Below are 23,758 nucleotides of genomic sequence, written 5' to 3'. Positions count from 1 at the left end.
TGAACCTGTCAATGTGATTGGCTCCAGAAAGTTTGCCATCCACAGCCACCGTCCCCCCATGGCAATAAACACATGTAGAAGAACCGGAGGTACCGACATGCTTCATGTGGCTGTTGGCAAGATCGAGCCCACTGCCGGTACTCGTATAGTTAGGCTCACCGTAGATACTGGCGAAGCAGCCGGAATAGCTGCACCGTGGCAACCTGTGCAGTTATCTATGGCCGGCCCCGTTGCCCAGTTCACTGCAATGCCTGAGCCCCCTTTGCCGTCGGTGTGGCAGTAGGCCGTATTACATGAAGCAGCATTCTTGCCTGCTCCGGCACCGGAGTAGTTCACCAACTTGTTGGGATGCAATGTCGAATTGCTGATTGTACGGTCGCCGCTCACCGTTTGGGCATGACACTCGGCACAGCCGAAATTGGTTCCGTTTACTCCTGCATTATTGACATGCTGGGCATGCTTGCCAGTCTTGATATCGCTGGGAGCTATGGCCGCGTTGCCGCCGTGACAACCGGTACACTCTGTGGCAAAGGTAGCGCCCCAGACCGCATTGGGGGATCCTGAGCCATGGCAGGAAATGGTCGAGCAGGTCTTGCCGCCCGGATAGGCGAAACTCTCTCCACCACCCGGGGCCACCTGGATGGTTTTGTCCAGATGAGCGGCGCCGGTCAGTGTCCCTGTTCCGGTAACCGTACCAGTATGGCAATATACACAGCTCCCGCTTCCCCCAGCCACATGCTTTTTATGACTGTTTGCCCTCGTTTGGCCTTCACCGGTAGAGGCATAGTTAGGTTCCCCATAGACTGAAGCAAAGTCGGCAGGGATTGCCGAGCCATGACAGCCGACACAGTTGCCAATCGGTGTCCCACCTGCCCAATTCACCGCCATGCCTGCGCCCCCCTTGCCATCGCTGTGGCAGTAGGCAACATTGCAGGCAGCCTTGTTCTTGCCGGCCCTGGCCCCCGAGTAGTTGACCAGCTGGTTCAGGTGATTGCCGGGCGTGCCGATGGTCCTGTCAGCAGTGACGGTCTGGGCGTGACATTCGGCACAGCCGAAATTCACACCGTTGACTGAAAGCTGGTTGATGTGCTGCCCATGCATGTCTGAGACAATGGGTGCTGCACTGTCGGCATTGCCGCCATGACAGCCGGCACAATCAGCGTTGAATGTGCTGCTGCCCCAGGTTGCATTCAGCCTTGGCGGTTGTCCTTTGCCGTCCGTATGGCAGGCAACATTGGTACACTGGCCGTAGTTGTCACTGGGGGCCATATCGCCGGTAGCACCTTTCCAGAGACCTTTGTACGCTGCATTGGCTCCAACACGGGGGTCGCTTACCTTCATTTCCCAGCGCAAACTCCCTTGCACGTGGGACATATCTATGGCCGGATGACAAAGGTCACAGTTGCCGCTTTCTGCCGACCAGACCGGCGCCACATGCTTCATATGGCTCCCCATTGTCGGTGGACTGGCGGCATTGATGCCGTGACAGCTGCCACAGGCATTCTGAGAGCTTGAATCCCATTTGGGGATCGTATTGGTCCCACCCGTGAGAGGCGCCTTGACCTGGTAGAGCCCACCTTGACACCACCGCCATGGCAGTAAACATTAGCGCATTTGTTGGCAGCCGGATAATTGGTGACCACAGAGGCGATAGTCGTATTGGCGGTGCCGGAGGCGATGCGATAGCCGCGATTGCTGGAAGAATATGGAGTGTAGGTACCGCTGGTTACCTTGCCGCCGAAACCATAGAAGCCAATATCGATGGTGTTGCTCAGGTTGGGCATCTTGATGGTGCCGTTGTTGATGTAGTGACAGGTATCGCAAACCATGTTGCGGGTCTGGGTGTGTGTTGCATGGGCGCCAACCTGCCCGGAGGGCATGGCATTGGACGGTCGAGGTTTACCGATCAAGCCGTAATCGCCGCCAAGAACCGCTGCAGTGGGCGGATTTCCGTGGCAGCCGCCGCAGGCTGCCTTAAAGCCGGTATTATGCTTGTGACAGGAAGTGCAGACCGCCTGGGGTGTAGGATGGGCCAGGCCGCCACTATTGTTGGACGTGTTGAAGTTATGAAACTGGTTCGCACTATGGCAGATCTCGCAAATACGGCTGGAAATGGCGTGCCCGTCTTTGTCATAACCCATGCTGGTGGAATTGAGAAATGCCACATTTACTGATGGCGCGCCGTTTGGCCAATTTTGGCCGTTGGGTGTAGTGATTGTCTTGCGGATGTTTTTCAGGTTGTCAGCATCAGGCTCGTGGCAGGTGCACAATCAAATTTACCATATTTCCCCCCGGCAACACCCCACCCCCCCTCTGCCTGCCATTTTGTCGATGCTGTATCGGCACTGTTGTGAAGAAGGTCAGCTGCCTGGACACTGATAACTGAAGCAAAAAGAAGACCGACGATGGCAACTGCAAGGCACCACGCCCTTTTCAAGCTCAAGTGATCATTATTCAGATTCTGTCGAATCATCTTCATCGTCATTTCACCTTTTGTCCCGATAGTCATTGCTTTCATGCGCCCTCCCTCCTCACTGGTTGACATGGCAGCTGACACATTGCAACTGTGCTCCCCAGGTAATGTTGGGCTGGTTGACATGGCAGGCAGTAAGGCATGTCTTTGTTTGGGCATCCCAGGCAGAGACACGCAGGTCTGCGTAATCATACGAGTTATCAGCCTTGTAGTCGCCGTTGCGCGTCCAGCCGAGGGCATTGGCAGCAACTGACAATTGGGCTTTGGTCTTGAAGTCGATCGGTGCAAAGGCGACATTCTTGGCGCCGTTCACGTGGAGGGCTGCATCGGTGATCTCACCAGCTTGCAGTGGCGTTCTGCTGTCTGCCTTGTGGCAGGAACCGCAATTGAAGATGCTTGAAGTGCCTGCCATGGCGTAGGTATCAACCTTTGTACTGCCGACGATGCCGCTGTGACATGTATTACAGCTGATGGTAGTTGACACTGCACTGTTTCCATGGGCCGTGCTGCCGCTGGAGGAATAGCCGAGGAAGCCGTTTCTATTGTTCCCTTTGGAGTTGTTGCGATAGTGAATGCCGATCATGTGGCCGCTTTCCTTACCCATGCTCGACTGGGCCACATAATGGGACTGGCCTTCGTAAAGCGGTGGATTGTCGTGGCACATGGCACACTTGTTACCGGTAAAAGCTCCGCCGTACCAGTTTGGCGATTTCCTGTAAGCCGGATTGACGGTATTCCTGCCGTCACTGTGGCAATAGACCAGGTCACAGGTAAAGGTTGTTGTGCCATCCTTGGTATATCCCGCACCGGCAGTGAGAATTTGCTTGTTCAACTTCCTCAGGGCGCCGATTCCCAATGCGTTGCTGGACAGGTCCATATCACCATAGGTGCCGTTGCGGTGGTTGCCGGTCGCAACTGCCGGATGGCAGTTGGCGCAGCATAGCGGTATATGGCGCCGGCCGAGTTGCTGGAGGTATAGTTATACATGGTGGCAAAGTTGGTGTTCCAAAGGTCGATACCAACATGCGCTGCATGGGCACCCGATGACATGAGGTTGGCATGACAGGTCTTGCAGCTGACGCTGGCAGTATCGCCCCATTTGGGTGCAGGGGAGCCATGACAAGCGGTATTGCTGCAGGTGCGGCTGATCTTGTCATAGGTGGCTGAACCTGCCTGTGCCGTATCAAAATAGACATCAATGGATCGGTCAAGATGCAGGGAATTGGCCTTGATCTGAGTGCCGGCAGCAGTAACCGTACTCACATGGCATATTTCGCAGCTGGCTGCTCCTTTAAGGGTCAGATTATTTGTATGGGTCTGATGGTTGTTGGAGGTGGCAGAACCTGCCGTACCGGTGTTGGCGTAGTTCGGCTCACCGGCCTGGCTGACGAAGGTTCCCGTACCGGTTGCCGTACCATGGCAGCCCACGCAATTAACGAAGGTTGCGCCGGTGGACCAACCGACAGCACTTCCAGGCATAGCCTTGCCATTGCTATGGCAATAGGCTGTGTTACACGCCGCAGTGTTCTTGCCTGCCATGCTACCCGAGTAGTTGACGAAGCCATCGGCATGCCTGGTTCGGTCACTTAAGGTTGTATCATCGGCTACGATCGGTGCATGGCACTCGGCACAGGCAAAATTGCCGCCGATATCCGGATTATTCACGTGGGAAGTATGCCGGCCGGTCTTGATGTCGCTGGGTGCAGCGCCGGCATTGCCACCATGGCAACCGGTACAGCCGAGACTTCCTCCCCAGGTGGCGGTGTTGGTTCCGGAACCGTGGCAGGCGATGTTGGAGCAGGTCCTGCCAACACCGCGATTAAATGTCTTGCCGGAGATACCGGAGGTCGAATAGCTGATGTAGCTGTTGGTATGCCTGGTGTTGACGGTGGAACCGGCGACACCAACCACATCCGCATGGCAGTAGTAGCAGGTCCCTGCCGCCCCGGCGCCCACGTGCACCTTGTGGCTGTTGGCGCGCAAAGTGCCGGCAGTCTGGCTTGCATAGTTCGGTTCGCCGGCGGTGCTGGCGAAATCGGGAGCCGAATCGTTTCCGTGGCAACCGATGCAGTTACTGTAGATGGTTTTTGAGTTCCAGCCGTTGACGGAGCTAAAGGCAACGTTCGCCTTCCCTTTTCCGTCGGTATGGCAGTAGGTATTGGAACAGTTGCCTTGCACGGAATTGTAAGAGGCACTGCCTCCGGCCCGGGCACCGGAGTAGTCGATGAAGCCATTGCCATGTTTTGTCCCATCGGCAAAGGAGCGTTCATCAGCATTGATCGTTTTGGCGTGGCACTCGGTGCAGTTGTAATAGGTACCGATTGTAGCGGCATTGTTGATATGGGACTTATGACTGCCGGAACTGATTGGTGCAAAGCTCAAATGGTTGTTGCCATGGCAGCCGGTGCAATCTTCAGTGACAGGCGCGCCCCAGATTTTGCTGAAAGACCCTTTTCCGCCGTGACAGCTGATGTTGCTGCAGGTCTTGGTTCCCTCTTCGTAGCCGAAGCTCTTGCCGTTACCTGCCTGGACATCAATCTGGCGATTGAGAATGTGTGTGGAGTTGCCGGAGAAAATCGCACCGCCCGCATCGACTGTACCGCCATGACAGGAAGCGCAGCTTAATCTTCCATTATCCACGTGATTCTTATGATCGTTGGCGCGCAGGGTTCCGGCACCGGTACTGGCGTAGTTGGGTTCCCCATAGCCGGAAGTGAAGTCCGCCGGACTGCTGTTGCCGTGGCAACCCAGGCACCCCAATGTTGTTGCACTGGATTTCCAGCCGTTCAGGCTGGTGAAAGTCTTGTTCGTACCCCCCTTGCCATCAGTATGGCAGTAACTGGCCGAGCAGACACCGGTTGCCGTCGTGTAACTGCTCCTGCTACCGGCCAGGGTACCAGTGTAATTCTTGAAGCCGTTGCCGTGAACAGCGCTATCGGCGATGCTTCGGTCGTCAGGATTGACGGTCAAGGATGGCAGGCGGCACAGGCAAAGTTCTTGCCCAGGAAGGTCGGGTTATTCATGTGAAGCTTATGTTTGCCTGAACTGATCGGAGTGAAGCTTATGGCGTTGTTGCCATGGCAGCCGGTGCAGTCTGCGGCGAATTTCTGGCCCCACTTTGCCTGTGCCGGCCCACCATGGCAGCTGATATTGGCACAGGTGCGGTCTCCCAGATAGGTGAAGGTCTTGCCGCCGCCAGGGGCAATATTTTTCATCCCGTTCAGGTGGAGTCCCCACCTTCAGGCCGATAGTGGATACCGTATCATTGTGGCAATAAACACAGGTACTCAGGCCGATGCCACCCATGTGACGGTCATGGCTGTTGGCAAACGTCGTATCCGCACCGGTGTTTGCATAGTTGGGCTCACCTGCAGCACTGACAAATGTTCCTCCTGCAGACACCCCGTGACACCCCTTGCAGTCATTGATTACCGAGCCGTCTTTCCAGGAAACCGTAACGGCGGGGGAACCGCCTTTTCCATCACTGTGGCAGTAGGAAACAGAGCATGCCCCCGTTGAGCTGTTGTAACGACCCGCCCTGGCCCCCGAATACTCCGCATATTTGTTGACGTGCTGCCCACATCACCGATGGTGAAATTGTTAAGGACGGTATTGGCATGGCAAACAACGCAGCCATAATTGGAGCCCAGGAAGCCGACATTGTCCACATGGGCCGTATGTTTGCCGGTGTTGACAGCGTTACCAGTCTGGGCAGCCTTGTGGCAGGCGTCACATGCCAGAGGACCAGCTTCACCCCAGCCGACGCTTTTTTTATTCCCCTTTGCATCCGAATGGCAGTAGTTCGCCGAGCAGCTGCCGTAGCCGTTGCCGGGTGCATTGGCCGGCATTTGGTTATAGGCGCCGCTGTATGCGTTGAACACCACCTGGATGTTGTCGTCGAGATGGGTCATCAGGGTACCGTCGCCGCCATAACCATTGTGGCAGGTGGCGCAGTCGTAAGCATAATTGCCAATGTGGCTGGTGTGGGCACCGCTGCTGATTATTGTTCCGTCACCCTGCTTGCCGCCATGGCAACCGTCGCATGCAAGAACAGTCGTAATCCCCCAGGTGACAGTCTTGTAGCTGTCAGGTTCGCCAACCCCACCGTTGGGCTGAACATTACTGTGGCAATAGATGTTGTTGCAATTACCGTAAGGGGCTACGCCGGGGAGCGTCGCCGTGGAAAACCGCTTGTAGCCCTTATAGGTGGCGGATGATCCCTGTTCCGACAGATTCCATGCCACCCGCCCATTTATCATATGGGGGCTCACATAATCGTCGTGGCACCTGGTGCAGGCCATCTCCAGATCTCCAACATGCCTTTTGTGTGCACCGGGTGGGACCGGGTTCGGCGGGTTGGCTGGAGTTGTACCGTGGCATGCCGCGGCATCACAGGAGCGCTGAGTGCCGCCAAGGGGGCCATGGGTCCAGGAAATAGCTCCCTTGTATGGATCAGCTTTCCCGGCATCTACCGCCCAACCATCACCATGGCAGTAGATACTGCAGCTGTTCACCCCTGCTTCGCGCAAAAGCGTGGTACCGGGATTTCCCGGAGCAACTGCAAAATTGTTAGTGAACGGAGGACCGATGGTGCCGGTATAGGTTCCGGTCATTACCGTAGAGATACCGGAAAATCCTTTCCAGGTCTTCCTGTCGATGCGGAAACCCATCTCGATCATGTCATTGCCATTGAGAATGCCATGACCGTAATTGTTATGGCAGGTATAGCACTCCATTTGCTCAATGTTGCGGTGGCGGTAGTGAGCACCGGCATCGGCGGGGGGATTGAGACCAAGGGTGTTACTGCCGTACACCATGGTTGCCGGGCTGGTTGGTGGTATCCCGTGACAGGATGTACACTCACCGACCTGAGGGGCCTTGTAGCCTGTGCTGTGCTGATGGCATCCGTTACAATCTCTCCTGTTACTGCTCCCTTTCGGTCCATGTTCCGCATGTACAATATTGGATAGCTTGCTGGCGCTGTAATTGTGTAGAGGGTCCTGTGATGGCATACCTCGCAGACATTGCGGGAGCCATCCTTATAATCAGTCCGCTCGTCATTTCCGAAAACACCGGTTATTCCATTGGACGTTGTGGTATAGCGGTCGAAGATGACTCTTCTTTTACCTGTGGGAGTGGCAATAGAATAATTGACGTACTTGATGTTCTTTCCCGCTTTTCTATTGTGACAGGTAGCACAAGTATACTCGCTACCCCAAGTTCCGTATTTACCCGAAGCAGTGTTGGTACTGTTATGGATCAATTTGAGTGCATCGGCACTTGCAGCCGTCGGGAAAAGCGGGTCTGCTATAAAAAAACCAATGATCAGTAAGGCCACGACCATTGTCATGACGCTTGCCTGGGTCTTGCTGCCTGTTGCAGCAACACTTCCCACTTTATCGTGTCTCATATGGTTTATCTCCCTTTACCCGCAAATCGCATTTGACGCAGGGCTAAGCAAACCCCGTAAAAAAGCTGAATCTTTCGCAAATGCAGTTAGTTCACGACTCATTAAAAGCAGGCCCTATTTCTAATGAGTTTATTAAGTCGCAATAATTACTTTGATTATATGTATAGCGGAATTAAACAGGTTCTTGTTAAGCAGGATTAATGCCAGAATTGAGTTTTTTCATTTTGCATTGCTGACTGGAACCAGAGTCGCTTAGCTGCTGAATTTCTTTAGCTTTAGCGAATAGGGAAGGATGGGGGGGACCAAGGTAAATAGGTAATTTAACAGGTAGGGAAGGGAAACAGCATTTTTTTGCAGGAAGCTGTTAATGTCTCATCGGAGTTTCCGGATGGCGCCAGGAGTCTGTCGGACTTAGAAAGAATCGGCTGAGCTACTTCAGTCTTCTATTTTTTTCTTCTCTCATAATATGACTCGCTCCATATCACCTTCGAAGGATCGAACTTCTTCATCTTCGCTGCATCGTCAGCATCTTTCTCGAATTCGGATTTCGCGGCCCTGCGCTCCTCCGCCTTTTTCTTCGACTCCTCCCTGGGAGTCGACCCCGCCCTGTAGGTAGAATTGATTGTGAATTTTTTCGGGTCCTTCCGCCGCCTCTCAAGGCGTTTTTTATCATGGAGCGTATAGGTATCGACGAAAGCTCCAGTCGCGCGTCGATCTTGTACATCTGCTCACCGGCATCATTGACGTGGCCGATAAGCGGCTCGGCCGGTTTTTCTATCACCTTCACCTCATAGAAAGCGAGGCAGCCAGCTTTGTTCACCAGGTTCTTCACGTGCGTTTCAACCATCGTCTTGTGATCAGAATTCGCCTGGGTGGTGATGGGAAAGAGGTTCTTCGCGATCCCGGGACCGCCAACATTGTCGTTGAGCAGGTGTCCCTTGATATACGTCTCCCCTCCCGAGCGTCCCTTGCCGACCTTACCGACAGTCGGAAGGATGGAGAAAACTTCCGCCTGCTCCGAATCCTTCGGGCTTGTCCCCTGTCCGTGGTTAGGAGCAAGATACTCATATGTCATGTGGTAACCGGCAACGGAAGACTTGTTGCCGATCCTCACGCTTCCAGTACGGTAAGTAATCACCGGCTTTACTTCGACATCTCCCACTTTGACAGGCTCGGCAGACCCAGCAATTGTGGTTTCGAATATATCCAGCAGTTCCGCGAGCAATGTCTCCAGCTTCGCAGGTGCGTCCTTCGGTTTCTCTTTGTTTTCCTGAGCCGCCTTTTGCAGAATGGCGTCGAGTTTCCCTGCTTCGTCGAGTTTCGGTTTCGCCCCCTTCATTGCAGTGGTCGCATCGGCACTCCCGGCATCCGCTTTCCACCGGTTGATCCTCGCCTGCACCTCCGTCGGGTCTTCACTTGCGACCCATGGGCGCGGTTTCGCCTCCGTTCCCTTGAAGAAGAACTCGTGCTTCGCCCCTTTCGGCGTTCTGAAAGAGCTTTTCCTTTTCCACCAACCTACTATAGCGCCTCCTGCATCCTTGGCTGTTTTCCACAACTTCTTCGCCCCGGCGACAATCCACTCCACTACCTTCTCCAGCGCTTTGTCAATGGGGGCACGGACCTTGTTCATGATGCCTGTGGTTATGTCGGTCACCTTGCCGAGACCGACCAAGCGGGCAAGAAAGCTGATCACCATGGTAAGGAGCCCCGCCATGGTCTGCTCGACCCGGTTTGCCGCTGCGGCAATCGCTCCCGATGCAATGGCGGCAATGGAATCGAGGAAGGATTTCGCCACCTGGGTAATCTGCTTGATCCGTTCGATGAAGAACATGATGGTGTTGTAGATGGCGATGATTGCTGGATGATTGCCCCCGCCGGGTTCAGGCTCGTGACGAGCTTGGTGATGGCACTCTCCACCACCTTCACGATAACGAAATTGCGGATCTCCTCCAGGACGATCTCCTTCAGATTGGAAAGTTGCTCCTTTATCTTCTCCCAGGCGGCCGCAGGGCCTTCCTTAACCAGCGTGACAACGATGTCGAAACCGGTTTCCATGGTCTTTACCACCGTCTCCCCGACGGCACGCACCAGCTTCTGCCGGATGTTCTGCCAGGTAAGCCCCAGAACGGAGAGAATGAACTTGATGATCTCCTTCATGTCGAACGACTGCGGAATGTAGATGGCGGCACCAGCGAGTGCTCCGGTAAGCCACTGGAGAAGGCTCGTCTTGAGGTGCGTGCCTATGTTGGCCGAGAACTGCCTGAATCCCTGGATCCCCGCCTTGACGAGGTTCCCGACAAACCGGATCGGGTCCTTCAGAATCGTCCGGAATACCTCGATCCCTTTTTTCAGGTAGGGAATGGCAGCCGGCGCAACCACTTCGAAGATGATCTCCAGCAAGTTCCAGACAGCATTCCCGGCCCAGGTGACGAACTTGCCGACGAAGTCGCCGAAAACACCTGCAACCTTCACGAATGCACGGGGAACAAGGACAATGTCAGCCAACTCCAGTGACTGGAGGGTTTTCATAAAAAGTGCAGGGATCTGCCTGACGAAGCCGACCAGCGAGGCAACCGCCCCCTGGAACCAGGCCCAGGCGCGCGCCACGGCGTTTGCCTTCTTCAGATTCTGCCACACCTCTTCCTGACCTATCAGCTTCATGAAGCCGCCGATGAGCGTCTCAGCATTGCGCGGCACCGGTTCTCCGGTCACCGGGTCCTGCCCCAGTATCGCTTTCAGCAGGTCATATCCCCGCGTCCCCTCGGCCAGCTTCGCCAACGGACGCAGGATCGCCTCCCTGATGAATTTCAGGATGCCGCTGACGAGCCCCTTGGCAAAGCCGACGATCCTGTCGATCGGCTCGGTGAATATCCGTTTCGCCCTGTCCCATGCACCTCCCAGGTCCGCGAGATCTCTCATGCCGAGGGAGTCGATGAATGTCATGACAGCCTGCTTTATTGCCGAGCCACTCATTCCCAGAGCGGAGATTTGCTGCTCGACCCACCTCCCGACCTTGTCGAAGATGCCGTGGTTGTCGAGCGCCTGGGTGATGAGGAAGCCTCCCGGCGTGAACTCTACGACGGCGCGGAGGATGTTGGCCGGGCTTCGGTCGACTCTGCTCATGTTGATCGGGTTGACGCCGAGGATGATGGTGAACATTCTGAAGCCCGGTATGATCGCCGCCTTTTCGGCGATGTAGTTCAGCGGGCTTGGAACTCCGAACAGGCGCTGCACCATTGGCGGAGAGGTCTGGGAAATAGTTGGATCTCCGCTCCGCTGGAGGGTTCCTCCCTGCTGTACCGTGTGAGTGAGCTCGTGGGCGATCAGCTCTTTTCCATCGCCACTCTCGGGCCTGAAACGATCTTTGCCGAAGAATACGTGATTTCCGACGGTAAAGGCCTGCGCGTTCAACTGCCTGTTTAGCTTCGCGGAACTTTCACCGGTGTGGATCCGCACATTCGAGAAATCTGCACGAAACCTCGGTTCCATGAAGCTGCGCACGCCGTGGGGAAGAGGCTTTCCTCCCGACATACTGCCGGAGATACCGTCAGCAACGCTCGGCGACAGGTTTCCTTCCCCCGTCCCCTTGCGCTGGATCTTTTCTTTCTCTTCTTCCTTTTTCTCCTTCCTGAGAATTCCTGAATCGGCAAATTTACTTAGATAGGGAGAGGTCATCCTTGAAATGCCGTCGCTGGGCCTGGTCGTTACCGGAGAGAGCGGAAGCGGCATCCGGGCGACCTTCTTTGCGGTCATGTCGGCTTCCTGCTCGGTCCTGTCGTGGGGGGAGGAGATCTTGAGCGCAGAGGTCTGCACAGAAAAGGGCGCCGTGGCATGGGAGGTCTTCCGCTGCACCCCCTTGATCGAAGCGGCAGATTGATTCGCTGCCGGCTTAGTTATCGTCTTCGCGTGCTTAGCCGTCTGCATCAGATAGCCCTGCCCTCCTTGTATAATTCCCTGCGGATCCCCTCTTCCACATCGTCAAGAAGTATTGTTGTGCTGTCTTTACTCACTGCCTTCAGGGATGCGAAACGAACGACGTTCATTATCGTCCCCCCCGTCAACTCGTACTTCTCCGCTATCCTCTCCAGGTCCATCCTCTCCTCCAACTCCGCCTTGGGTGAAAAGGCATTCCGCCAGATCCGCAGGCGTTCGGACGGTTTCGGAATGGAGAAATGGATGATCGACTGGAAGCGTCTCACAAAAGCGTCATCCATATTGGTCCTCAAGTTGGAGGCCAGGATGACCACGCCGGCAAACTCCTCTATCCGTTGCAGAAGAAAGCTTACCTCCTGGTTCGCATACCTGTCATGGGAATCGTCGACGCGCGTCCTCTTTCCGAAAAGGGCATCAGCCTCATCGAAAAAAAGAATCCACCTCTTGTGCTCGGCCATGTCGAAAACTTTCGCCATATTCTTTTCGGTCTCGCCGATGTACTTCGATACGATCATGCTCAGGTCGATTCGGTAAACATCGCGGCCACACCTTTTCCCCAGCAATGATGCAGATAGAGTCTTTCCGGTGCCTGGGGGGCCGTGAAAAAGAGTGATAAAGCCCGGCTGGAGCTTCTTATTCATCTCCCACTCCTCCAGCAACCGCTGTCCGTGAAGAATCCAATTCCTGATCTCTTCAATCTGCTCCATCGTAGCAGGCGGTAGAATGAGATCGTCCCATTCGAGCTGCGTCTCGATCAGACGTGCCGGAAAATCCGAATTATAGGCGGGTTTCCGCTCTTCACCGGTTGTAAACCACTGAAGATGCTCGCGAGAGATGATGAGTGGGCCGCTCAGCACCGGCTCCAATGTGGAGGTGGGGGACAGATGCAGGATGTTGTGACGTGCAAAAAAATGGTCGCCGGCGAAGAGCCTCACCACTTCAAATCGCGTCCCCAGGTCGTCTCCCGCCAATATGAAGGCCGCAGTCTCCCCGGAGGGAATGAATCCTCCATGCGTGTTCCCGTGCAATCCCCCGAATTCGGTAAATCCACGCTCGGTGGTTTCGTTTTTGCTCCACAGGACGTCGAGGAGTTGGGGACGGAGATGTGGTATGAGTGCGAGCACAAGCACCAGCCGCTCGTTAAATGAAAGATCGTAATGCCGCACGAATTCTCCATAGCAAGAATTGCTGGTGGAGATATCAGGGGGAGCAATCTCTAAAATCGAGCCCAAGGCGGCGTCCTTGTTGAAATAGAGCCGGATGCGGGCATCGAGGACATCGGCAAACCAGGAAAGTTCGGCGGCGAGATCCTGTGCGTTTTCGGCGGAGGCGGCTACCATTCCACGTATACCGGTATTTTCATCCATGGCAGTTTCACGATCCCCATGCTCCACGGCAGATGCTCAAGGAGAAGGTCGAAAGGCCGGCGCTCCACATTCAGTCTCCAACCGTACTCCTCCTTTCGCAAAAGCCCCCGGCGCTGCAAGAAGGCGGAGCGGAACCCCTCGATGGAGGTGTTTTTCAAGGCACTCCAGTGGGATACCACCGCGCGAAGCAGCGCTGCCGATTCATCCCGCTCTTTTTGAGCGAGAAGCCCCTCGCACACCGGCAGCGGAGCCTCGGGATCCAGTCCGAGCAGTATCTTCGTCAGGGCGAGTTCAAATTCGTACACCTCGTCGCTCCCCGTCGCGCAAAAATGCAGGAGGGCGGCCGCACGCGCCCGCTCGGACGGCAGGAGCACTTTTTCCGAAGTGGCAATTCCGGTGGCATCAAAGAAGCGGGGGAGAAACGGATGAAGCAGGATCAATCCTGCCTGCCCCACCGACAAGGGGAAAAGATCCAACCTGAACGTATTGTCGGCACGAATTAGAGCACCTGTCGAGAAGACCTCTTCCCCTCCCGGCGAAACCTCCGGAATCTCACCGGCAGAAAAGGATTCCTCCTTCTCCCGCCGGACAGCCGACGCATCACCCGCTCCAGTGGGGGTCCAGAGACTCTGAGAACGCGGTACAGACTGTGCTTTTGCTGCATGATCTTCAACATCTTCAAGGGGGACGGCAGAAAGAAGGCTTCCCCTAACGTTCCGCGTGGCCTCTGTTCCCGGTTTTTCTCTCGTTAGCCCAGTTTCCTTTTTCAACGATTCCCGGCGCTTGCCTGCGTTAAATGATCCGGGACGTTCTGTGCCGGCACCCGGTACAGCTGTCTCCCGGCTGCTGTCATTTGCGCCTCTCTCCCCCTGTCTCTCCATGGAGAAAGAACCGCGTCGCCGAGTCCCGGTTACCGTTGCTGCAGTTTCCCCTACCGTGGGATCGACGGACGAAGGGTGTTTGACGGCATTGGCCGGGTTACCAATCCCAGGAGGAGCGTTCCGGGAAACACCCACTCGTAGCCGTGAGATGAAGCGCTCGACCGTCTCCGCCTCTTGCTGCGACACGATAGTGCCTTCAACCGCGATACACAGCTCCTCAATGATGTCTCCGGCAGGCTCTGCCGCACATTTCGCCAAAACAGCCGCCCCGATCCTCAATCGCGTGTGGCTGCTCAAATGGAATCCCTTGCCGTCCAGGAGCAGTTTCAGAACTTCGCCGGCCGAGACACTCCCTCCCCCTCTTGCCTTCCCCCCCGGCAGTTCCGCTGCAAGACGATAAATATTCTCCTCCCCAACAATCTGCAGGAGGCGAAAAAATTGGAAAGCTTCAAGCCTGTTGCTCCCGATGAAGCTGAACAGGTCGGCCCACCGATCCCGACAGCTGGCGCGAAGTGCGGCCGCCGCTTTCGACTGAGGGACACCCGATTCTTCCCATGGCAGATATCCGGTCTCAAGGTAGTGAAGGAGACCATCAAAAGCACTCACCCCGCCGGGCGATATTCCCGCATCTGAACCTTTAGCCGCAGTTCTCGGCCTGTGGAGAAGATGAGAGCGAAGTTGCTCCCGAACCTGCTGCAGGATCAGATGGGGAAGCAGGTCCTTCCATTCCCCCTTTGCATTGATTTTCAGGTTCACCTCGATCTTCGGTATCCGCAGTGGATGAGCCCCTTCCGCCGCTTCGTCGAACGCTTGTTGCAGGACCGGCAAGAGAATCTCTTCCCCCTGCTCCCGCAAGTACTTCCGTAGCGCGAACGCCTCGGCGGCAGTCCCTGTGCGGACTATCCATTGCTGCTTGCGAATACGGTGAGGGGCTGATGTCGGCATTTAAACGTCCATCCTTTACCCCTGTGGCGGATTTTCTTTATCCACAGGGGTCGCAGGGGAAGAGGGCACATCGGGCTTTGGCGCATCCTTCACAGTCTTTCTTACACCAGCCTTCTTTATGGCAACCTGTTTATGTCTCCCGGCAGCCTTCGCCGCGTCGGTAACTCTCTGATCTATCACAACAGTTAAAGCTTCTGTCTTTAGGTAACGTGTCATGGAAATATAATCGGACAGCATAAAATCCGCTACGACAGTCCCTTCGTAATCGACGATGACAAAGGTGCCGCCGCGCGACACTCCGCCGCAGTGTTGTAATCCGGGATCCCGGGAAAAGAGAGCTCTAAATGGCATTCTGTCCCCCAGCGCTTGAGTCAATCGACGGAAAAACCTGAGGCCGACACTTAACAGTTCCTTGGCCTCTTCGGCTGCGACCTTTTTGAAACCGCTTGCACGTGCAAAATTAATACTGTCGAAAATTATCCAGAAGTCCCGCCATTGATCGGAGTCGAAATTGAGTTTTGCCCTAAGCAGTTCCGTGTATATCTGGTCTATAACCTGCGTCAGCTTCTCGATCTCGATACTGTCATCGACCTTGGCATCGCCGATCATCTTGACAAGTCGTTCACCCGCCATAGCAACGGCATTCTCCCTGCTTTTCGGTTCCCACATTTCGTTTTTGAGAGTAACCGGCAGCACGGCAAAGGGGAGGTTGTAGCACAGGATAAGGGTCAAGAGACGTCTCATGACCACCGCCACATCCTGACCAAGATGCCCTTCTATCCTGAAAAAGGAATTGTCGCAGAGGGAAACTTTTAACGGCTCCTGCCGCGTCGCTTCCTTCTCGAATAGCCCCGTCATTTCAATTTTCTCTAAATTTTCAATTTTTTCGTTGGCCGCGTGTTGCATCGACTCGCGGTCACGTTCCAACTTGGCAAGAAGATCCGGGTCAGGTTTGTGTATAACCCTTTCCCATTTATACGGCCTCTGCAAGACAGGGGCTTCTGCAAGCACCGCGGTTCCCGGGCGACTGCTAACAACTTTGGAATAGTAATAAGGAGTCTGCCCCTCATTCAGCAGCCAATCTCCGTGCCTGCCAGTCGGGGTCACTGCTACCCAGTCGACGACTGGGATCTTGAAACTCCGAATCATACTGTTTATTTTTTCAAGGAGCTGAAGAGCGGTCTCAAGAGTCTGCTTGGCCTTGGAACAAACCGCCGGTTGAAAGGAGGTACGAAGACGATCCGTATTACCGCTGGTTATGCCTGCCAGCAGGTGCTTTGGAAACAGGTTGTAGTCGGGAGCACACACGGCACTTGCTACAACTGCTGCCTCTCCCAGCATGTTGCAGCACTCCAGAAGATCTTTAAGAAAATCGTGGTAGTACTGAATGTCCAATGGGTACTTCTCCTGACTTAAACCGATGGCCTTCAACTGTTCCGGACTCTTCTCCGGTTTAAACCCGTCGCGGATCCCCATCAGAATTTCTTTCCAATTTGTTAAGAAACCTTCCAAAGGACCTTCTATGAACAAGGCGATAGGTTGGCAAAGTTGGGGCAAAGATTCGCAGAACTTGTCGAACTTGGCCCAGTTCTTTTCGCAGGCTTCCCAGTAAGTGTCATGCAGCATCTTGTACCAAAGTCCTGTTCCAGCCTCCCCTGCAAGAAGAAATGGCAGCGGGCTTAAAACCGGACGGTCGGCTAGAATCTTCGGAAGCGGCTCTTGGGTCCTCCGTTGGATCGTAAGAGAGGCCGCCTGCTCACGGTTGGCAAGCAGCACCTTGACCTGGTTGACCCGTTCCTGCCCCAGGTTGTCGCAGTCGGTGGCGGAACAAATGTCCTTGTCGGTGATGTAGCTCTCCACATAGAGGATGACCGCCATTTTCTGAAAATTGGGGAGTTTGGCAAGCGGGGTGGCGTCTTCTTCGCAATACGGCCTCTCGTCCAACAGCTCGTAGAGTTCGATCAGCTTCCCCTTTTCCGTATCGCCGCCGTAGAATGGAGCGTAGCGCGGCCGGCTTTCATCGAATAGGGTGAACCACTCGAAGATGCGCGGGGCGGAGAAGACGACCAAGTCGCCATCGGTCGTCACCCCGACCCCCTTGCCGATCTTGATGCGGGTCTTTTCGAGGGAGATGTCGAACCCGCAGAGAATGCCGACACCGATCAGGTTCACCCGTGTCAGGCGTGTCTGGTCATCCAGGTATTCGGCTATGCTGTTCAACTGGTCGTGTGTGAGCACCTGCCCCTTCTCGAAAATGCTGTACATCTCCGATATATGCTTCAGCGACTGCACCGCATCGCGACCCGGGGGATGGAACGGCTCCTCGGCAGGCTTCACAGTCGTAAACTCCAGACCTTCATCGTTCGCAAATCTGGCCGAAAATCCCCATTCGTAATGGGTTTCCGCAACGGCGGCCAGCAAAACATTCGTCCCCTTGCAGAGACACACCTCCGCCGACCTCTCCGCCACATCCACTTCCATCTCGCCCGCGAATTTCAGCTCATCGATCTCCTCACCGTTCAGCCACACCCTGAGCGAGTCGTCGTTTCTGACCAAAAGTTCTGTGTGCCGGGTGTCTGGTGAATGGATATAGACAAGAAAAAATGCCAGACAGTGGTGCTTGTCGGAAAAGTCGTGCAGGGAGGTGTTCGATAAGTCATGGAGCCGACGGATGTCATCCCCCGTATCATGGGGATTCTCCCAGTCATTGACATGGAAAGATGCGCGCTGCCAGGTGCAGTTCATGTCATAAAAACTGCTGCGGTAATGAACCGTATCACCCTCTTGGGGTGAGACGCACAGTGACCTGGTGATGTCCAGCGGGCGGATACCGCCAAAGGGTGAAACGATATCGTTTATGATCTGTTTTGCCGTGGGGTGCCCGTCTCCGGCGTGGTGAGAGAACGACTGGTGTTTCACATTGAAAATTGGTCCGAGAACAAGCCATTCGCTGATGTAATTTGACATGTGACATCCTTATCCGCTCTTTTTGCCGAGACTCGTCTGATCTAAAATGAATTTCCCTTCGCGTGCCCCTTTTGCACAACCGGTCAGGGTTGCAGTCGGATAGATGTTCTTGACGGCAAACAGGGTACAGAAGAACCTGAATAGCTTGCTTCTTCGGTCCGATTCATCCGCACCCGATTTAACGCCTACCCAGTCCTGATAGACTTCCTGCAAAAGCTCCATATCCTCGCGGCTGATCCAGCAGATTTTCGGCAGTATGTGCGCCGGGGTCTCCTGCCTGATTACCTGTTCGGCATAGCGCCTGAAATGCATGTCGCCGAAGCGGCGCCCGTACGCCGGCAGGATCACGTGGAGCCGGTACGAGTAGGGATCGAGGGATGCAACATCGTCACCGGCTGATGACCGGTTTATTCGAAGGAAAGGATCATCGCTTCCATCCTGGGGACGCAGAAGGATATTCTCGACCACATACATTCCTTCTCCACCATAATTGGCAGTCATGATGTCAATCAATTCGTCAATGGCCTGTTCCATTTCCTCTTTCCTGCCAAACGATTGTTTCCTGACTGCAACCACTTTCCTGTGCTCGTCGACGATCTTGAAGCAGTGCTTGCCGTCGGTGGTGATGCTGCGCACATAGGCAGAGGGGATCTGAGCAAAATGCGCCGCATGCATCATCTCCTGCCGTGCCTTCTCCTCGGTCCCGAAATTCCTGCTGCTGCTGAGCAGTATTCCCTTCGTTGCACTCCTGCGAATTCGGAAACGGAACTCGTCTCCAGGGGTGGCGTCGATTTCCGGGTAGATATCGTATGGAATGCTTTCGGCAAGATTCCTGCGGGTAAAATTGCGAATGCCAAGAAGCCGTGCCACGCGTCTCTCGAATCCGGAAATATTTTTGCTGTCCCACCGGGATCGTGGATGGCTTAACGTGTAGTTGTAGGCAAGCCCCCTGTCACTGCTTATCCTTGGGTAATCCTTCAGGAATTCACATTTATACCTGAGAATGGAGAGGCTGCTCGCTCCGAAATCGGAATACATGAGATGTGCGAATTCGGTGAAACGCTCTGCAAAGCGCGCGATGAGATGGTCGAGAAAACGGCTTCTCCTGTCGATGTTAACGCCCTCATCCTCGAATCTGCTCTGGAGGGCAATATTCATGAGACGCTGAAGGTGGTCCTCTTCACCCGTGCCACCTCTTACGAAACGTGCAGCTGCCTTCTCCGCATCGCGGACCGCACCTTCGTCCGCTGTTGTCCCACAAACAAAAGCGACTATCTTCCTTATTTTCTCTTTCTTGTCCTCTTCGCCGGAGGCTGTTTTCTTAATGGTTCTTTTTATGGAGTAGAGGCGCTCGTGCTGTGCAAACGAGTCAACAACCTGGTGAAAATAAGTTGTCCGGACATGGGGCTTGTTCGAAAAAAGCTCGCGGACCCGGCCCAGCTGTGCAAGATAGTCCGCCATCAGCTGGTCGAAAAACAGGAGGTAACCCTTCAGCTGCATCGCCGATGCCTTCCTTCTGTCATCGGCCTGGCTGCCGAGTCCGTATTCGCTGATCCCGTAGATCTGGGGAAAGTGGTTCTGAAACGAATAGTACGTTGAAGGGTTTCTGAAAATTCCCAGTGGAACATCCAGATCCTCTTCCCGCTTCGTCTCCACCAGCAAGATCGCCCCTTTTCGAAGCTCAGCAAGTCTTGCACGTACGGCATCCTCGGATGGAGCTACCCGCACCCCGCGGCGGTTAAAAACAATGCGATTTTTTCCGAGAACCGGTTTTCTTCCCTGACTCACCTTAAGAACCCACTTGTTTCTCGCCGGCTCGACCTTCCCCTTCCGGACCCTGTTGACCAGTATTTCCTGAACCGCCCGGACAGCATCGACGTCCATTACAATGCTGATGATGTCGGAGAGACGAATCTCTTCCCGCAGAGCCCCTTTGGCAAGCTCGTAATCGTCAATGAAACCACAATCAAGCCTTGGCCCTTCGAATAACTCGTCAACCCTGAACCGACTGCCGTCAGGCTTTTTCTTTTCCAGCATCTCGCTTAAAGAGTAGTTTCTGACCGGCGGGTCGAAGTACTGTTCGACCATGAAGAGGATTTTTGCCGCGACTTCGATCAGCCCAGCATCGGAAGTGTCGGGGGCAACTTCGATTTCGCAGCAGAGATTGAACTCTTCCGTCTCAACCTTCATTATGGAGACGAAATCCTCACAAAGGTTTCTGTTCCCATGAAGCGTTTTTCTGACCAACTCCTCTGCTTCCTTCTGTTCTTGCGGATCGTTTGATTCGAAATCCACGATTACATTGTAGAGACCCTGCACCGCCACCTCTCTCCCATGATGGGCCGGTCTGGAATGGGAGAGTTCACCTGCTGCAATGTCCGCATAGTAGGTGACGGGACATTTCTCAAGCCATGCGTTCCTCACCCCTTTCAGATCAATCAGCAGCTTACGGTAATCGAGCAGGGTGAGAGGTCTGTTCGGCAGAATAGTCCTGGCGGTGAAAAACTGCCCCTGCATGTTCTTCTCGTTATCAGCGGGCGCCGCCAGCAGATCCTTGACCGGAAGGGATGCACGGTAGGAAAGATCGGTAAGGGCGTAGGCAAGTAATTCGAGGATGGTAATACCGGGGTCATGGATGTTGTAGTCCGTCCAGATCCGGTGTGAGAGGCGCTGCACATGCTGAAGCCCGATCTCGAAAAGATGGCGATGATCGAACTCTTCTCCCGGTTTTCGTTTCGGTATGGTCACAGGAGAGAACATTTCAGGGGACCTCGCTGATGGTATGGAGAGGGACGGAGACCAGTATTGCGTCGGGGCGTTCGGGACGCGCTTCGTCCATGTCGTCCATGGTTTTGCCTTCGGTGTAGGTGTACATCATGAAGTCGGTGACGAAATCCACGTACTCCACCTCTTCGATGAAATCGAGGATGACCGATTTGTATATTCTGCCGCCGAAGGAGAGCTCCCGACCGTCGATGATTGAAGACCCCGTTTCGAAAGCCCAGGGCGAAAGAAACTCCTTCAACTTCGCGTTCAGGTCCTTGCTGTAGTAATTGAATTCAAAACCTTCCTTGAACTTCACCTTGAAATCGAGCTCCAGCTTCTGATAAGCCGGGCTTTTGACATGAATATTGACCTGAGATGAGGTTCTTGCGCGGAGATCTGAGGCAATGCGGTCGAGGGTATCGGTATCCACCTTCGGCTCCAGCGGATCGGCGGCATTCCTGTTTCTCAGGTCCGGAACCACCACTATGAGAACGTTTCCCGGAGCGAGCCATGAATCCTTACTTGCATGGGGAATGCATCTGGCCATATGGATATTCGGAAAGGCTTCCAGCACGACCCGCTCATAGTCCCACGCGGTGATGCAGCGGTTCTTGTGTCGTAGCCGCTCGGCAACACGGGCATGGAAGTCGCCATCCCCCTCTTCCGGGGCGCCGCCGAATGTGGCAAAGGGCTGCATGACCCCTTTTACCGTGGCTATCGGCGTTTTCAGCCTGGCAATGGTTCCCGAAGGAAGCGGAGCGGCAAGATGGGAGAGATCGTTACCGTTGTCCCTGAAGGTCACTTCGACCGCATTCGCCGCCACCTCTACCATCTGGCAGACCCCATCGGAATCCTTGCCCACTGTTCCCCTGATCCAGAGAAGGTCCGAGGGGAGGATGGTATTGGCAAGGCTGGCCTCCGACGGGATCACAAAAGTGATGGTCCCGCTCCGGCGAAAATTGTTGGTAGAGTCGAGCAGCACCTCCGTCAGCCCCAGAGGTTTCCAGTAGTTGTTACACAGAACGGACCACTTCGGGCTGGGGGAACCGGACTCCGGGTTGTTGCTCCCTTCGGCAACCTGAAAAAGCACATTTACACTGTCTCCACCCCGGAGGCTGGAGAAGCCGATGTACAGCTCCCCTTCGTTTGAATATTCCGGCAAAAGCGGCACCTTTAGCTGCGCGTCTTTTAAACCGCCCACGTTCCTGAGATAACTGTGCTCTCTGTTGGTGCCAAAACATGACAGGTGAAAAAATTGGATTTCTTCATTCTTGTAGGCATCTTCTTTAATTGAAGAGATTACAACCGTGCCGGAAGTGGCGGTATAGGAGAGGGTGATTTCCTCGATGGCTGGCGTGTAAGGTTCGTTCGGAAGCTGCGGCTGTTCTACCTGATCTACGACATCCAGCCCCTGCGGCGGAGCCACAGGCGGCGGCGGAGCCACAGCCTGCGCCGTCTGCGCCAAGGCCATTGTGGCTATGACATATTTGTTTAAATATTGGGAGTGCAGGAAATCCTGTTTGAGCGAGAATGTTGCCGGTCCGGCCTTGCCGATGGCAAAATCCTTCAAGGCAGTTGCGTTTCCCTCAAAAAGAGGCGCAGCGCTCTCGACCTCACTGGCGATGCCGGAATTGTCAGATGCAGTAATTCGAGCGGTAAAGTAACTGTTGTTCTTCAAGCCACTCTCATCATAGGCTTTATAGTGTTCGACCAGATTATCCGGCGCCCCCTTCCATTTGATTTGCAGATCGAGGGAAGTCACCGTTTTTTCTGCCGCTTCGGGAGACACCACGGTAAATTTCGACCCGGACGTGGGCTGCGGGCCGAAGGGAAGAAAGGGTTTTTTGGGATCCGCCGCACCCAGGTCCGTCTCAACATGAATGGTGCGGAGCCGGACTGGGGCTTCCTTTTCCTGAGACACCTGCGACCCACTTCCACGAAGATCTCCGCCTCTTCCACCTTTATCCCTGCAAGTTTGCCATATTGGGGGCTATCCTTCTGCTTCAGGAGCACCTGAATGACCGGCGCCGGGGGAACGCAGGAAAATTGATGGAGTTTCCCATCGCAGTCCACCACTGCCTGTTCCGTAGCCGGAATCCCGATGTCCAATTCCAGCTCACTGCCGCTGCAGGCAATTTCGCGAACATTTACGGAGATCCACCCTTTTTCGCCAGTCAAGCGGACTTCGAAGATCTCGGCGAGGGAAATGTTCCCTTTCAGATTCTCCCCTCCGGTCAGGCTTAACTTCATGATAATGCGGCGACTCCCCTCCTTCATCCGCAGCACCGGAGCGGATAGGGCGAACCCTATTTCTGCTTCGGGCCAGCGGTCTGTGCCGAAGGGGTGCCATTTCGGCTCCGGCCCTTTAAATTCCCCTCCCACACCGTTCGAAGAATTCGCAACCGTGGCGCGTCTCACGATCCCGTCACTTCCGAGGTGGACCCCCTTCAACGACGCTACTTTCGCGGCATTGATGACCGTATTTCGTGAAGGGACATAAAGACGCTCCACCCCCTTTGCATCCTTCCCTGCTGAAAAGGAGTGTCCAGGCCCTATCTCCGTGGCAGGCATATTCTTTTTCAGCTCAAGCAGAAGATGCGCCTTGTCCCATTGGGGAGATTTTTTCTGGAAACGGAGGACATCCTGGTAGTAAAAATCCAGATGGCGGCCGGTAAAGCGATTCAATACCTCTTTCGGTATCTCGTAAAGCTTGAGGAATGAAAAAAAGAGCGCCAGGTGGGGCTCCATATCCCCCGAATCTGATCCGGGCAGGAGATCCGCTTCTTTCTCGTCACAGTCGAAAAACCGGCTCCAGTTTCCCGAAGGAACGGAGGGATCCATATCGTAGAAATCCATCACCTCCGCCAGCTTTTTTGCTTGGAGTAGGAAATCACGAGGACTCCGTTCGTCGATGTCGGCAAAGTGCACCGAGAGTTCTTCGGCGAGACGGCTGCGCCGGTCCTGGCCCGGCGAATCCATCGAGTGAGGGGTGGTTTCTTTATCGGGCATCTGCTCT

Annotated in this window: 15 protein-coding genes and 2 pseudogenes; all 17 read right to left on the bottom strand. The window is 54.7% G+C overall.

Going from position 1 to position 23,758, the window contains the following annotated elements; translation table 11 throughout:
* Positions 1 to 102: 102 nt before the first annotated feature.
* Entirely contained in the window at positions 103 to 1,443 is a 1,341-nt protein-coding gene (locus JCM15764_RS21550) for a CxxxxCH/CxxCH domain c-type cytochrome (protein WP_243688272.1), read from the bottom strand.
* Positions 1,440 to 2,270, bottom strand: a complete 831-nt coding sequence (locus JCM15764_RS21545) for a cytochrome c3 family protein (RefSeq protein ID WP_243688271.1) — start codon at positions 2,268 to 2,270, stop codon at positions 1,440 to 1,442. The genes JCM15764_RS21550 and JCM15764_RS21545 overlap by 4 nt, the downstream gene beginning before the upstream one ends.
* Positions 2,234 to 2,518: a hypothetical protein gene (locus tag JCM15764_RS21540; protein WP_243688270.1), complete on the bottom strand. Its 285-nt coding sequence runs from the start codon at positions 2,516 to 2,518 to the stop codon at positions 2,234 to 2,236. Before JCM15764_RS21540 ends, JCM15764_RS21545 begins: the two co-directional genes overlap by 37 nt.
* A 13-nt stretch (positions 2,519 to 2,531) precedes the next feature.
* On the bottom strand, positions 2,532 to 3,350 hold the full coding sequence (locus JCM15764_RS03380; RefSeq protein WP_054692619.1) for a CxxxxCH/CxxCH domain c-type cytochrome: 819 nt from the start codon (positions 3,348 to 3,350) through the stop codon (positions 2,532 to 2,534).
* Positions 3,311 to 5,443 (bottom strand): CxxxxCH/CxxCH domain c-type cytochrome, encoded by a 2,133-nt coding sequence (locus tag JCM15764_RS03375; protein ID WP_054692616.1) that lies wholly within the window; start codon positions 5,441 to 5,443, stop codon positions 3,311 to 3,313. The genes JCM15764_RS03380 and JCM15764_RS03375 overlap by 40 nt, the downstream gene beginning before the upstream one ends.
* The gene (locus JCM15764_RS03370) at positions 5,440 to 5,688 is read right to left on the bottom strand and encodes a CxxxxCH/CxxCH domain c-type cytochrome (protein ID WP_054692613.1); all 249 of its coding nucleotides are present in this window, start codon (positions 5,686 to 5,688) and stop codon (positions 5,440 to 5,442) included. Before JCM15764_RS03370 ends, JCM15764_RS03375 begins: the two co-directional genes overlap by 4 nt.
* Before the next feature lie 199 nt (positions 5,689 to 5,887).
* Positions 5,888 to 5,986, bottom strand: a pseudogene (locus JCM15764_RS29260) (CxxxxCH/CxxCH domain-containing protein); the annotation flags it as partial.
* A 215-nt stretch (positions 5,987 to 6,201) separates the two neighbouring features.
* Positions 6,202 to 6,732: pseudogene (locus JCM15764_RS21530) on the bottom strand (CxxxxCH/CxxCH domain c-type cytochrome); the annotation flags it as partial.
* Between the two features lie 416 nt (positions 6,733 to 7,148).
* Entirely contained in the window at positions 7,149 to 7,883 is a 735-nt protein-coding gene (locus JCM15764_RS21525) for a hypothetical protein (protein WP_243688269.1), read from the bottom strand.
* A 505-nt stretch (positions 7,884 to 8,388) separates the two neighbouring features.
* Positions 8,389 to 9,678 carry a DNA/RNA non-specific endonuclease gene (locus JCM15764_RS03360; RefSeq protein ID WP_243688268.1) on the bottom strand — a complete coding sequence of 430 codons (1,290 nt, stop codon included), beginning with the start codon at positions 9,676 to 9,678 and terminating at the stop codon, positions 8,389 to 8,391.
* Positions 9,573 to 11,807 (bottom strand): eCIS core domain-containing protein, encoded by a 2,235-nt coding sequence (locus tag JCM15764_RS03355; RefSeq protein ID WP_054692606.1) that lies wholly within the window; start codon positions 11,805 to 11,807, stop codon positions 9,573 to 9,575. The genes JCM15764_RS03360 and JCM15764_RS03355 overlap by 106 nt, the downstream gene beginning before the upstream one ends.
* The gene (locus JCM15764_RS03350) at positions 11,807 to 13,183 is read right to left on the bottom strand and encodes an ATP-binding protein (RefSeq protein WP_243688267.1); all 1,377 of its coding nucleotides are present in this window, start codon (positions 13,181 to 13,183) and stop codon (positions 11,807 to 11,809) included. The genes JCM15764_RS03355 and JCM15764_RS03350 overlap by 1 nt, the downstream gene beginning before the upstream one ends.
* Positions 13,150 to 15,009, bottom strand: coding sequence for a contractile injection system tape measure protein (locus tag JCM15764_RS03345; protein ID WP_054692605.1), 1,860 nt, complete (start codon positions 15,007 to 15,009; stop codon positions 13,150 to 13,152). Before JCM15764_RS03345 ends, JCM15764_RS03350 begins: the two co-directional genes overlap by 34 nt.
* A gap of 15 nt (positions 15,010 to 15,024) precedes the next feature.
* Entirely contained in the window at positions 15,025 to 17,976 is a 2,952-nt protein-coding gene (locus JCM15764_RS03340; RefSeq protein ID WP_054692604.1) for a hypothetical protein, read from the bottom strand.
* Positions 17,977 to 17,985: 9 nt separating this feature from the next.
* Positions 17,986 to 20,736: a baseplate wedge protein gene (locus tag JCM15764_RS03335; RefSeq protein WP_054692602.1), complete on the bottom strand. Its 2,751-nt coding sequence runs from the start codon at positions 20,734 to 20,736 to the stop codon at positions 17,986 to 17,988.
* Position 20,737: 1 nt separating this feature from the next.
* Positions 20,738 to 22,534: a baseplate J/gp47 family protein gene (locus tag JCM15764_RS03330; RefSeq protein WP_243688266.1), complete on the bottom strand. Its 1,797-nt coding sequence runs from the start codon at positions 22,532 to 22,534 to the stop codon at positions 20,738 to 20,740.
* Complete coding sequence (locus JCM15764_RS03325) at positions 22,501 to 23,751, bottom strand: baseplate J/gp47 family protein (protein ID WP_054692594.1); 1,251 nt, start codon at positions 23,749 to 23,751, stop codon at positions 22,501 to 22,503. Before JCM15764_RS03325 ends, JCM15764_RS03330 begins: the two co-directional genes overlap by 34 nt.
* Between the last annotated feature and the right edge of the window lie 7 nt (positions 23,752 to 23,758).

Source organism: Geotalea toluenoxydans JCM 15764, from assembly GCF_001311985.1.
Lineage (GTDB): Bacteria > Desulfobacterota > Desulfuromonadia > Geobacterales > Geobacteraceae > Geotalea > Geotalea toluenoxydans.
This window is presented reverse-complemented; position numbering and strand designations above follow the sequence as displayed.